This window comes from Kribbella lupini (genome assembly GCF_039529595.1).
In the GTDB taxonomy this organism is placed as follows: Bacteria; Actinomycetota; Actinomycetes; order Propionibacteriales; family Kribbellaceae; genus Kribbella; species Kribbella lupini.
Map to the genome: position 1 here is coordinate 2,376,632 of NZ_BAAANC010000002.1, position 12,230 is coordinate 2,388,861.

10 protein-coding genes are annotated in these 12,230 nt (G+C 70.7%); 7 read left to right on the forward strand and 3 right to left on the reverse strand.

Going from position 1 to position 12,230, the window contains the following annotated elements; genetic code table 11:
• Positions 1-41: 41 nt before the first annotated feature.
• Positions 42-431: a VOC family protein gene (locus ABD235_RS24690; RefSeq protein WP_344178029.1), complete on the forward strand. Its 390-nt coding sequence runs from the start codon at positions 42-44 to the stop codon at positions 429-431.
• Positions 432-516: 85 nt separating this feature from the next.
• Here the strand turns inward: ABD235_RS24690 and ABD235_RS24695 are convergent, their stop codons facing one another.
• The gene (locus ABD235_RS24695; RefSeq protein ID WP_344178032.1) at positions 517-1,806 is read right to left on the reverse strand and encodes an FAD-binding oxidoreductase; all 1,290 of its coding nucleotides are present in this window, start codon (positions 1,804-1,806) and stop codon (positions 517-519) included.
• Positions 1,807-1,882: 76 nt separating this feature from the next.
• On the opposite strand from ABD235_RS24695, the gene pdxR reads away from it, so the two are divergent.
• Both pdxR and ABD235_RS24705 read left to right on the forward strand, forming a co-directional pair.
• A complete protein-coding gene (gene pdxR, locus ABD235_RS24700) occupies positions 1,883-3,292 on the forward strand; it encodes a MocR-like pyridoxine biosynthesis transcription factor PdxR (RefSeq protein WP_344178035.1) in 1,410 nt (469 codons plus the stop codon).
• Positions 3,289-4,428, forward strand: coding sequence for an epoxide hydrolase family protein (locus ABD235_RS24705; protein WP_344178037.1), 1,140 nt, complete (start codon positions 3,289-3,291; stop codon positions 4,426-4,428). Before pdxR ends, ABD235_RS24705 begins: the two co-directional genes overlap by 4 nt.
• On the opposite strand, the gene ABD235_RS24710 is transcribed toward ABD235_RS24705, so the two are convergent.
• Positions 4,422-5,048, reverse strand: coding sequence for a hypothetical protein (locus ABD235_RS24710; RefSeq protein WP_344178039.1), 627 nt, complete (start codon positions 5,046-5,048; stop codon positions 4,422-4,424). The genes ABD235_RS24705 and ABD235_RS24710 overlap by 7 nt on opposite strands.
• A 180-nt stretch (positions 5,049-5,228) precedes the next feature.
• Between ABD235_RS24710 and ABD235_RS24715 the strand changes: the two genes are divergently transcribed.
• Together ABD235_RS24715 and ABD235_RS24720 are read left to right on the forward strand one after the other, a co-directional pair.
• Positions 5,229-6,989: a histidinol-phosphatase gene (locus tag ABD235_RS24715; protein WP_344178041.1), complete on the forward strand. Its 1,761-nt coding sequence runs from the start codon at positions 5,229-5,231 to the stop codon at positions 6,987-6,989.
• Positions 6,986-7,558: a hypothetical protein gene (locus ABD235_RS24720; RefSeq protein ID WP_344178043.1), complete on the forward strand. Its 573-nt coding sequence runs from the start codon at positions 6,986-6,988 to the stop codon at positions 7,556-7,558. Before ABD235_RS24715 ends, ABD235_RS24720 begins: the two co-directional genes overlap by 4 nt.
• Here the strand turns inward: ABD235_RS24720 and ABD235_RS24725 are convergent.
• Positions 7,555-9,801 carry a HelD family protein gene (locus ABD235_RS24725; protein ID WP_344178045.1) on the reverse strand — a complete coding sequence of 749 codons (2,247 nt, stop codon included), beginning with the start codon at positions 9,799-9,801 and terminating at the stop codon, positions 7,555-7,557. The genes ABD235_RS24720 and ABD235_RS24725 overlap by 4 nt on opposite strands.
• Positions 9,802-9,961: 160 nt before the next feature.
• Here ABD235_RS24725 and ABD235_RS24730 point away from each other — a divergent pair, with 160 nt between their 5' ends.
• Positions 9,962-10,486 (forward strand): NADPH-dependent FMN reductase, encoded by a 525-nt coding sequence (locus ABD235_RS24730; RefSeq protein ID WP_344178047.1) that lies wholly within the window; start codon positions 9,962-9,964, stop codon positions 10,484-10,486.
• Positions 10,487-10,500: 14 nt separating this feature from the next.
• Entirely contained in the window at positions 10,501-12,210 is a 1,710-nt protein-coding gene (locus ABD235_RS24735; protein ID WP_344178049.1) for an alpha-1,3-galactosidase-related protein, read from the forward strand.
• Positions 12,211-12,230 lie beyond the last annotated feature (20 nt).

Here is a 12,230-nt window from a genome sequence, read left to right on the forward strand (position 1 = left end):
ACCGGTGTCGAAGTACGCCGCAGGTCTCCGACGTCCCCGGCATGACCAACCCGGAGAACAGCACGGTGACCCGCCCCGTTCTGAACAGCATGCTGCTCGGCAGCACCGACCCCGACCGCCTGAAGACCTGGTACCGCGACGCCTTCCACGCCCGCGTCGACGGCTACGGCAACCTCGACCTCGGCGGCTTCGGCCTGGTGATCGAGCACCGCGACGACGTCGCCGCGCAGGCGCCCGAGCCCGGCCGGTTCATCGTCAACTTCGCCGTCGACGACATCGAGGCCACTGCCGAGCACCTGCGCACGCTCGCCGTCGACTGGCTGGTCGAGCCCGAGGACCGCGGCATCGGAAAGTTCGCCACCCTCACCGACCCCGACGGCAACTACGTCCAACTGATCCAGATGAAGCCCGAGTACTACGCCAACCGCTGACGTGCGGGGGCGGCCCGGCCGGCCCGGCCGTGCTCCCCGGCCCGGCCGCCGCCCCGCCGTCTCACCCTGGCCGCCGCCCCGCGTCTCACCCCGGCAGGATGTTCTGGTTCAGGTGGAACACGTTCGCCGGGTCCCACACCGTCTTCAGCGCCCGCAACCGCGCGAGCTTCGCCGCCGGGAACGCCCGGCGGACCGGCTCCCCGTTCAGCGTGTTCACGTACGCCCCCGACGCGTACGGCTCGAGCCCGGCGGCGTACTCGCGCACCATCGCGATCCGCGCGGCGTCGTCGGCCGGGTCCTCCCACCGCGTCGCGGTCACGAACTCGAAGGCCGTGTCCCGGTGACTGAAGGCCGCGTCCGCGTCCGGCACGTCCGCGATCGCCCCGCCGTACGCCTGCAGGCTTGCCCCGATCCCCGGGTTCCGCAGCAACGCTCGCAGCGCCTCGTCCGGCAGCGCCGTGAAGTAGTGGCCCTTCCAGTACCGCCGGTACCGGTGGCCCTGCACGTTGTCATCGCGCGTCTGCAAGGTCAGGTACGACATCTCCTCCACCGTCTCCTCCACAACGGTCCCGAGCCCGCGCAACGCCGGCAGCAACTCAGCACCGCGAGCCGGATCCCCGACCCACACGAACCCGACCCGTAAGACGTCCCCGACGACCGACGCCGTGAACGTCGCCTCCCGCGGCGCGGAAGCACTCAGATCCCGCCACCCCGCCAGCACGCTGAAGCCCTCCTCCGCGGCGTACGAGAACTCGGCGACCAGCGTCGACGTCCCCACCGCATGCAGCCGGAACTCGAACGACGTCACGATTCCGAAGTTCCCGCCCCCACCCCGCAACCCCCAGAACAGCTCCGCGTTCTCGTCGGCCGCAGCGCGCACCACAGCACCCTCAGCGGTCACGACCTCGTACGAGACGACGTTGTCGCAGGCCAGCCCGAACCGCCGAGCCAGCCACCCCATCCCGCCGCCCAGCGTCAGCCCACCGACCCCGGTGTGCGAGACGTTCCCAGCCGTCGTCGCCAGCCCGAACTCCTGCGCCGCCCGATCCAACTCGCCCAGCAACGCGCCGCCCTGCACCCACGCCAGCCGCCGCTCAGGATCAACAGATACGCCGCCCATCAGCGTCAGGTCGATCATCAGCCCGCCGTCCGGCACCGCGAGCCCGGCGATGTTGTGCCCACCGCAGCGCACCCCGATCTCCAGCGCCCGGCTGCGCGCGAACCGCACCGCCGCGGCCACCTCCGCGGTGGACGAGCACCGGGCGACGAACGCCGGCCGCCGGTCGACCATCGAGTTCCACACCGTGCGCGCCTCGTCGTACCCCGGGTCGCCGTCCTGCAGCAGCACCGGCAGCTGGATCTCGGTCATCGTCATCGCAAGGCTCCTTTGTCCACAAGTGCTGGTGTATTCACCCTGACAGCGCCCCACGGCGCGGATAAGGTCCAATTCCATGAGCCGTTCGAGGACCGGTTCCGGTACCGGTGAGCTGCTGGTCGAGATCCAGCGCAACAGCGCCGTGCCCTTGCACCAGCAGCTGGAGACCGGCATCCGCGAGCGGATCCGCGAAGGCCTGCTCCGCGCGGACGCCGTCCTGCCGTCCTCCCGCGCGCTCGCGAACGACCTCGGCCTGTCCCGCGGCGTCGTGGTCGAGGCCTACCAGCAGCTCGTCGCCGAGGGGTACCTGGTCAGTCGCACCGGCGGCTACACCCAGGTCGCCCAGACCGCCCGCCCTCGACCGGCGAATCGCACCGACCACAAACCGGCGGGCCCGCCGAGGATCGACTTCAAGTACAGCCGCCCCGATGTCACCCAGTTCCCCCGCGCGGCCTGGCTGCGATCCGTCCGCCGCGTGCTGAACGAGACCCCGCACCGGACCTTCTCCTACCTGAGCGGCCAGGGCTCGCTCGACCTCCGCGAGGCGCTCGCCGACTACCTCAACCGCGTCCGCGGTACGTCGGCCCGCCCGGAGAACATGCTGATCTGCCATGGTTTCGCCCAGGGCTCCCGGCTGCTCTTCCACGTCCTCGCAGCGGCCGGCTACCGGAAGATCGCGCTCGAGGACCCCTCCGACTACGACCTGCGCGACGTCGCGGTCACGGCCGGCCTGGAAGTCGTCGGCGTACCGGTCCTCGACTCGGGCGTCGACGTCGAAGCCCTCGACCGGTCGGGCGCCGACCTCGTCCTGGTCACCGCCGCCCACCAGATGCCGATCGGCGCCGTCACGTCGCCCGAGACCCGCGCCGCGCTGGTCGAGTGGGCCGTCCGCCGGAACGCGCTGATCCTCGAGGACGACTACGACGCCGAGTACCGCTACGACCGCGAGCCGATCGGCGCCATCCAGGGCCTGGCCCCCGACCGCGTCGTCTACGCCGGTACGGCGAGCAAGACGCTCGCGCCCGGTCTCCGCCTCGGCTGGCTGGTCCTCCCGGAATCGCTGGTCGAGCCGATCGCCGCCGCGAAGCTGGTCGACGACCGCGGCTCGTCGGTCCTGGACCAGCTGACCTTCGCCGACTTCATCGCCCGCGGCGAGTTCGACCGGCACCTGCGCCGGATGCGCCCGCGGTACCGGAACCTCCGCGATCTCCTGGTCACCCAACTGGCCGACCGGCTCCCCGACTTCAAGCCGGTCGGCGTCTCGGCCGGACTCCACCTGCTCACCTGGCTCCCTCCCGACCTCCCCGCCGAGGCCGTCGCCGAGGTAGCGCGCGCTCGCGACGTCGGCGTCTACCCACTGACGCCGTACTGGTTCGACCCACCCGGCCCACCGGGCCTGGTCTTCGGCTACGGCAGCCTCAACGAACAAGCCGTTGCCGAAGGCATCGACCTGCTGGCTGATGCCGTGCGCACGGTCCGATCATGATCGACGACTTCCGCATCGCCGTGCCGCAGGACGATCTGGACGATCTTCGGGATCGCCTCGCGCGGACCCGCTGGCCGCGCGAGCTGCCCGCTGCCGACGACTGGTCCCGCGGCGTCCCCGTCCGGTACCTCCGCCAGGTCGTCGAGCAGTGGTTGGACAACTACGACTGGCGGGATTGGGAAGCCCGACTGAACGCCTTCCCGCAGTTCACGACGACGATCGAAGGCCAGCCGATCCACTTCCTGCACGTCCGCTCACCCGAGCCGGACGCGCTCCCGCTGATTCTCACCCACGGCTGGCCCGGCTCGGTCGCCGAGTTCCTCGAGATCCTCGGCCCGCTCACCGACCCCAAGGCGCACGGCGGCGATCCCGCCGACGCCTTCCACGTCGTCGCCCCTTCGGTCCCCGGCTACGGATTCTCCGTACCGCTGAAGGACGTCGGCTGGAACCACCTCCGCATCGCCCACGCCTGGGCAACGCTGATGGACCGGCTCGGCTACGACCAGTACGTCGCGCAAGGCGGCGACACCGGCTCGGTCGTCTCCCCGCTGCTCGGCCAGGTCGCCCCCGACCACGTCGTCGGCGTCCACCTCAACGGCGGCCTCGCCCACCCGTCCACCGACCCCGGCTACCGCCCGGGCGACTTCGACGACCTCAGCCCGGCCGACCAGGCCAAGCTCGCCTTTGCCGACCACGTCCGCGCCACCGGTACGGCGTACGCGGAACTTCAGGGCAGCAAGCCGCAGACTCTCTCCTTCGCCCTGAGCGACTCACCGGTCGGGCAGCTCGCCTGGATCCTCGAGAAGTTCCACGACTGGTCCGACCCGGCCCGCCCGCTGACGGACCACGCCCTCGACCACGTCCTCACCGACGTCTGCCTGTACTGGTTCACCAACACCAGCGCCACGTCGGCCACCCTCTACGCCGAACCAAGCAGTCCGCTGACCAAGAGCGGAGTCCCGACCGGTGTAGCGGTCTTCCCCACCGACCCGGCGATGCGCCACATCCTCGCCCGCACCCACCACCTCACCCACTGGACCGAGCACCCCCGAGGCGGCCATTTCGCCGCCCTCGAGGTCCCCGACCTCTTGGTCGAGGACCTCCGGACGTTCTGCCGACTGCTCCGCGCTCACTGACGCCAGAACGCCTCGACCTCGGAGGCGGCGTACACCTGCTCGCACGGCACCCCGTCGCGGTCGGAATCCAGCCGGTCCGGCATTCCCGAGTACCACCAGTACGTCACCGCTTCCCCGTACGACGCCCCGAGCTCGGCCAGATCACGGCAGAGCAACCCGTCCGGGACCGAGTCCAGCGTGCTCACCTTGCGCCCCTGCCAGTACTTCCCGACGTCCGCGCGCGGGTACTCCGGCTCGCACGGGATGCCGTTGCGGTCGGCATCCAATCGCCGCGGTTGGCCCTGGATGCGCCAGTAGTCGACGGCGGCGGCGTACCCGTACCCTCGCTGCCTCAGGTCCCGGCACAGCAGTCCCACCGGCAGCTCCCGGACGTCCCCGAACGCCTTCACCGACGCGGCGGTCGAGGACGGCCGCGGCGTCAACGGAACGGTCGGGACCGGCGTCGGCTGGGCCGCCCGACCGGGCGCGACGGCTTGGGTCCGCGGGCCGCTGTCCTCGGGCTGATGCATCGCGAGCACGACGAGCCCGGTGACCAGTACGGCGACGAGCCCGGCGGTGATCCCCGCGACAGCGGCCAGCACCGCGTTGCCGGCCGAGAAGCGCGCGCCCGAGTTCCCCATGGTTTCCCCCTGCTCCCAGTGAAGCCACCCGGGACGCGGATGTCCATGGGTGAACGCGACGGGTCGCACGACAAGGGCGACGGGGCAACCAGTGGCGCCGGCGGTTCATCGGGAGAACACCTGCACGTCACGCAGAAAGGCGATGATCCCGGCGGACTCCGCCATCCGAGAGGACGCACGATGGGACACTCCCACGACCACGAAGGTCACGGCCACGGGCACGGTCATGGACACGGCCACGGTCATGACCACGACCACCACCACCCGAACACCGAGCTGGACGCCGCGACCCTGGCCGCCCTGGACGAGTCGATCCCGGACGCCGACCTCTCGCCGACGGAGGTGAGCCGCCGGTCGCTGCTGCGCTCGGCCGGCATCCTCGGCGGTACGGCGGCCCTGGCTGTCACCGGCGCGCAGGCGGCCGCCGCCGCGGCGCCGAAGAACGCGCCGGGCTGGATCTTCCAGCAGCACCAGCGCCCGAACGTCTGGCTGGCCGGCGACCACCACATCCACACCCAGCTGAGCTCGGACGGCCTGTACCGGGTGATCGACCAGGCCCGCCACGCGACGGCGTACGGGCTGGACTGGCTGGTGATCACCGACCACGGCGGCGCCACCCACGCCCGGATCGGCGTCGACCTGGTCAACCCGCAGATCAAGGCCGCCCGGACCGAGCTGAAGAACACCCTGATCTTCCAGGGCCTGGAGTGGAACATCCCGGCCGCCGAGCACGGCACGGTGTTCGTCGCGCCGGGCAGCCGCGAGGTCGAGGTGCTCAAGCAGTTCGAGAACAGCTACGACGGCAGCGTGAAGAACGCCGGCAGCAACACGCCGGCCAACGAGCAGCTCGCCGTGGCCGGCATCCAGTGGCTCGGCCGGCAGGTCGACCGCCGCCGGGTCCAGGACGCGCTGTTCCTGGCCAACCACCCGGCCCGCAACGGCATCGACAGCCCGCACGAGATCCGCAACTGGCGCGACGCCGACCCGCGGATCGCCGTCGGCTTCGAGGGCGCGCCGGGTCACCAGGCCGGTGGCCTGCCCGCCTCGATCGGCGCCGGCGGGGCGCGCGGCCTGTACGGCAACGCCCCGAACGCGAACTCGTTCCCCGGTTACCCGGCCGAGTCGTACCGGACCTGGGGTGGTTTCGACTGGATGACCGCGACCGTCGGTGGCCTGTGGGACAGCCTGCTCGCCGAGGGCAAGCCGTGGTGGGTCAGCGCGAACTCCGACAGTCACGTGAACTGGAACGAGACCGCCCGCCGCCCCGACGGCTCGGACCAGGCGCAGTTCGACCGCGACGGGCGCTACATGGACCCGGTCTACAGCGGCACCGTGAACCGGACCGCGGCCGACTTCTTCCCCGGCTACTACAGCCGCACCCACATCGGCGCCGACCGCCGCGACTACCTGTCGGTGATGGAAGGCCTGCGGGCCGGCCGGATGTGGGTCGACCACGGCATGCTCGCCAAGGGGGTCGAGGTCGAGGTCCGTGAGGTCGGCCGCAAGTACGGCGAGCCGCTCGGCGGCGCGCTGACCGTACGGCGCGGCCGCGCGGTCGAGCTGGTCGTCCGGATCACCACCCAGACGATGCCGAACTGGTCGAACTTCGTCCCGCAGCTGAACCGGGTCGACGCGATCCGCGGTGCCGTCAAGGGCACGGTCAGCAACCGCGACACGTTCACCGCTCCGGACACCAAGGTCGTCCGGCAGTGGGACACCTCGGGCAAGCGCGGCACGTTCGAGCTGGTGCTCCCGCTGGGCAAGGCCGAGGAGCCGTTCTACGTGCGGGTTCGGGGCACCGACGGCAACCGCAGCCAGCCGGGCTACCTCGGTGCGGCGATCGACCCGGCGGGCCCGCAGCTCGACGTGGTCGGCGACGCCGACCCGTGGGCGGACCTGTGGTTCTACACGAACCCGATCTGGGTGCTCCCGGCCCAGTGATCATCGCCGTCGACGCGGGCAGCCGCGACACCGCCGCGGCCGAGCACGTTCTGCACGAACTGCTCGGCCCGGCGCCGACCCCGGTGATCGCGTGCACGCACCGGATCACCGGCGGCGAGACGCCGCACGTCGCCGTCTCCATCACCGCGCCGACGGCCGAGCTCGAGAACCGCGTCCGCGCCTGGTGCACCGACCACGGCGCGGGCTCGGCCTTCACCCACCCCGGCGCGACCGCGCCCGACCTGGCCGGCCCGAGCAACCTCGTCCGCGGCGCGTACGTCGCCGCGGTCGAGACCGCCCTCGGCTCCGGCCGCCTGGTCCGCTGGCCCGGCCGCGAGCACGCGTACGGCGTACAGACTGCTGCTGCTCTGCGCGCCAAGGCCGGCATCGACTACGTCGAGGCCCTCGGCGGCCTGCCGATCACCGACGAGACCATCATCGACACCCGCGACTTCGTCCGCCCCTTACGCCGCGAAGGCCAGATCATCCTCCAGGTCCAACCGGCCGCCGGCGGAGTCCTGATCCCCTTCGAAGCCGAACACCAGCAGAAGTGCTGCGCCGACCACTAACTCCTGACGTCCCAGGCGTCTGACTCGGCCAGTACCTCAGGCAACTCACCGATCACGCCGAGGCGCTGGGTGCAGCGGGTCAGTGCGACGTACAGGTCGCGCAGGCCGCGCGGCGACTCGAGCATGATGCCCTCGGGATCGACCACCAGGACCGAGTCGAACTCGAGTCCCTTCGCGCCGGCCACCGTCAGCACCGTCACGTCGGGCAGCGCACCGACCGCCTCCTGCACCAGCTCCAGCCGCAGCCGCGAGGTGATCACCCCGACCTGCCCGTGCTGGACCTCCTCGCCGGCGACCTTGCTCACGTACGCCGCCTGCTCGGCCGGTACGACGTCGACGTGCCACGGCTTCACCCCGGTCGAACGGACCGACTCCGGCGCCTTCGCCGTCGGGTCCACCAGCTGCAGCACGTGCCCGGCGAGCTCCATCACCTCGGCCGGCGTCCGGTAGTTCATCGTCAGCTCGGCCAGCCGCCAGCGATCGCCGAACGTCGACTCCAGCGCCTGCCGCCAGCTCGTCCCGCCCCCGGCCGCGCTCGTCTGCGCGACGTCGCCGACCAGCGTCATCGACCGCAACGGGCACCGGCGCGCGATCGCCCGCCACGCCATCGGCGACAGCTCCTGCGCCTCGTCGACGATCACGTGCCCGTACGTCCACCGCCGATCGGCCGCGGCGCGCTCGGCGAGCGTCCGGTCGTCGTCCGCCTCGAACCGCTCGGCCAGCGCCTCGGCGTCCAGGATGTCCCGCGCGGTCAGCACCTCCGACTCGTCGTCCTCGTCGAAGTCCGTGGACCCCGAGCCACTCAGGACGTCGAGAGACCCTTGCGCGTAAGCGATCGCGCGAGCCCGCTCCGCCTTCAGCCGGGCCGCCTCCTGCCCGTCGTCACCGAGCAGCTCGGCCGCCTCGTCGAGCAGCGGTACGTCGGCCGGGCTCCAGTCGTCGCCGTACCGGAGCAGGTGCTCGCGATCCAGCTCGCTCAGCTGCGGGGCCGCTTCGGCGAGACGCCGCTCGTCGCCGTACAGGTCGACCAGCAGTTCGCGGGGGCTCAGGTTCGGCCACAACCGGTGCAGCAACTCCTGGACGGCCGGCTCGGCGATCACCTCCTTGCGCAGCTCGGCCAGGTCGTACTCGTCGAGCAGGTTCTCCCCGCCGAGCGGGTCGGCGCCGATGATCTCGGCGTACTGGTCGGTGAGCGCGTCGACGATCTCGGTCAGGAAGAACGGGCGAGCCTGGTTGTGCGTCAGCCGGCGCTCGCGCGCCCTCGCGCGGGCGTCCTCGGCAACGGTCGGGTCGAGCCGCAGGACGGTCCGGTCGACGGTCACCTCGAGCGGCTTCGCCGGAACCCACTGCCGGTTCGCGACCGCCTGCGCGATCACCTCGGCCATCACCGCCCGACCCTTCACCTCGGCCGCCTCCGCGGACTCCGGCCGGGTCGCGGTCAGGCCGGGGTAGAGCTCGGCCAGTGTGACGAGGCGAACACCGTCCTCACCCAGCGACGGCAGCACCTGCCCGATGAACTTCAGGAACGTCGGATTCGGCCCGACGACGAGAATTCCGCGCTTTTCCAGCTGATCACGATGCGTGTAGAGAAGATAAGCCGCGCGATGCAATGCGATCGCGGTCTTTCCGGTTCCCGGACCACCCTGGACGACCAGGACTCCGGGCAGCTCGGACCGGATGATCCGGTCCTGGTCGGCCTGGATCGTCTGCACGATCGACTCCATCGTGCCGGTCCGGCGGGCCTCGAGCGCCTTCAGCAGCACGGCCTCGCCCATCACGCCGGTGCCGAGCCGCGACTCGCCCTCCGCCGTCCGGCCGAGGTCGAGCTGCTCGTCCTGGACGTCGACCACCTTGCGCAGCCGGCTCTGGATGTGCCGGCGCCGTACGACGCCCTGGTTGTGCACCGCCGTGGCCACGTAGAACGGGCGGGCGGCGGGCGCGCGCCAGTCGACGAGCAGCGGTTCGTAGTCCTCGTCGTGCAGGCCGATCCGGCCCAGGTGCAGCACTTCGCCGTCGCTGTCGTCGAGGCGGCCGAAGTACAGGCCCTCCTCGGCGGCGTTCAGCCGGGCCAGCCGGGCGTTCAGGTCACGGACCCGGCCGTCACGCTGGTGCAGAGCCTGCGCGTTCCGCGTCCCGGCCACCTGCTCGCCCTCGCGACGGCTCTCGGCCTGGCCGCGCTCGCGGTCCAGCGCCGCGTAGAACGTGGTCAGGTGAATTTGTTCGGACTGGACCGGATTCTGCAATTCCAACCCCTTGTGATAAAATGCCGCAGGTCGGCTCCCAGAACAATTCTGGTTGATCCCACAAATCCTCGATTTTAGCCTAATTCCTCCTTTCGGCCAGCGGGTCGCTCCGTGGACGGGCTTGACCTCAAGTCGTGTTGAGGTATTACCGTCCGACGACGTGACCGTTCATCCGCTCCGCCTCGCCCTCCTCGTCCGCAGCGCGGAGCCGAGTCCGTTCTGCCGGACGCTGATGACCTGGTTCGCCCGGCAGGTAGAGAGCCGGGACGACTTCAAGCTCGATCTCGTCGACCTGTCGACCACCGGTGATCTCCGGCGGCGCATCGCCGACGCGGACGCGGTCGTGATCCTGGCGCCGGAGTACAACCACGCCTACCCCGGCGACCTGAAGACCGCGATCGACTCCGTCCGCGAGCCCTGGTACGGCAAACCGATCGGCTTCGTCGTGTACGGCGGCCGCTCGCGCGGACTGAGGGCCGCGGAGCAGCTGCGACTCGTCTTCGGCGAGCTGCACGCCGTCACCGTTCGCGAGACGCTCAGCTTCCAGCAGTACCCGGGATCGGACGACCCCGAGGAACTCGACGACCTGGCCACCGCCGCGGCCGCCACCGCGCTGTTCGACCAGCTCGCCTGGTGGGCCCGCGCTCTCCGCGACGCCCGCGCGGCGTCGCCGTACCCGGCCTGATTAGCTAGACCCTTGTGACCCACGTAGTCGACGTCACCGCGTTCGGCGCGGACCTTGGCGGCATCCAGGACAGCACTCCGGCCGTGGTCGACGCGCTGGCTCACGCGAAGTCCTTGGACGGGCCGGTCCGCCTGCTGTTCCCGCGGGGCACCTACCAGCTCTATCCCGAGCACGCGGTCGAGCGGGAGTTCTACATCTCGAACACGGTCGGCGCTGACCAGGCCCACCGCCACAAGCGCTTCGCGTTCCTGGTGGAGGACTTCGAGGACCTGACCATCGACGGCGACGGGTCGACCTTTCAGCTGCACGGGCTGATGGGCCTGTTCGCCGTGGTCCGCTCCGAGCGGGTCACGATCCGCGACTTCGCCTTCGACCACTCGGCGCCGAAGGTGGTCGACGTGACCGTCGCGGAGGCAGGTCTGGGGTACCGGGTGCTCAGCATTCCGCCGGGCAATCCTTATGCGGTCGATCGCGGTCTGACCTTCCTGGGCGAGACCAGCCCGGCCACCGGTACGCCGTACTGGCGGCACACCACCGACGAGATGTGGTACTCCCAGCTCCACGACCCAGCGACCCAGCGCACGTGGCGCGGGCCGAATCCGCTCTTCGTTGACGTTGCCGCGCTGACCGATCTCGGTGATCACCGCGTACGCGTCGACTACTCCGCCGCGGTGGTTCCTTCGGACGAGGGGCTCGTCTACCAGTTGCGCGAGCCCACCCGCGACACCGCCGCCGGCTTCATCTGGGAGTCCGCGCAGGTCACGGTCACGAATCTGAAGGCGGGCTACCTGCACGGCTTCGGCATCGTCGCCCAGCTCAGCACGGACATCACGGTGACGGACAACGAGTTCCACGCCGACCGCTCGATCGGGCGCAGCACGGCGGCGTTCGCGGACATCCTCCAGCTGTCGGGCGTGCGGGGCACGGTGACGATCACCGGCAACCTGTTCGACGGCGGCCACGACGACCCGATCAACGTGCACGGCACGTACGTCGAGGTGGTCGCCCGCTCGCGGGATCAGCTGAACCTGCGGTACATGCACCACGAGACGGCGGGTTTTCCACAGTTCCACCTCGGCGACGTCGTCGAGTTCGTCGACAAGCTGACCATGGTCGGCGTCGGCCAGGCAACGGTCACCAGGGTCGAAGGCCCGACCGGCGTCGACAGCAGCAAACCGCTGACCACGATGATGATCACGCTCGACCGCGCCGTACCGGATGCTGTCGTGCCCGGCGGACACGTCGTCGAGAACGTCACCTACGCGCCGAGCGTGCGGATCGCCGGCAACACCTTCCGCAACATCCCGACCCGCGGCGTCCTGCTCACGACGCGGGGGAGCAGCGTCATCGAGGACAACGTGTTCGACGGGATGAGCATGGCGAGCATCTACGTCTCCGCCGACGCGCACCAGTGGTACGAATCCGGGCCGGTGCGCGATCTCGTCGTCCGGGGCAACCAGTTCCTGCGGCCGGCGACGCCGGTGATCTGGTTCGACCCGACCAACCAGGTCGAGGGCGAGCCGGTGCACCGCGGCGTACGGATCGAGGACAACGAGTTCCGGCTGACCGGCGACGGCGAGGTACTGCGGGCGAAGAGCGTCGGCGGGCTCGTGTTCACCGGCAACCGGATCATGGGCGGCGAGCCGTCGTACACGTTCACCGGGTGCGTGGATGTGAGCGTGGATGGTGTCGACGTTCCGGTGGCCGGCGCCGCCGTGGAATAGGACGCCGTACCGGCCGGTTG

Excerpts from the sequence above, each read along its gene's own strand:
- ABD235_RS24690 (WP_344178029.1), top strand. The coding sequence starts at position 42 with ATGACCAACCCGGAGAACAGCACGGTGACCCGCCCCGTTCTGAACAGC.
- ABD235_RS24695 (WP_344178032.1), bottom strand. The coding sequence starts at position 1,806 with ATGACGATGACCGAGATCCAGCTGCCGGTGCTGCTGCAGGACGGCGAC.
- pdxR (WP_344178035.1), top strand. The coding sequence starts at position 1,883 with ATGAGCCGTTCGAGGACCGGTTCCGGTACCGGTGAGCTGCTGGTCGAG.
- ABD235_RS24705 (WP_344178037.1), top strand. The coding sequence starts at position 3,289 with ATGATCGACGACTTCCGCATCGCCGTGCCGCAGGACGATCTGGACGAT.
- ABD235_RS24710 (WP_344178039.1), bottom strand. The coding sequence starts at position 5,048 with ATGGGGAACTCGGGCGCGCGCTTCTCGGCCGGCAACGCGGTGCTGGCC.
- ABD235_RS24715 (WP_344178041.1), top strand. The coding sequence starts at position 5,229 with ATGGGACACTCCCACGACCACGAAGGTCACGGCCACGGGCACGGTCAT.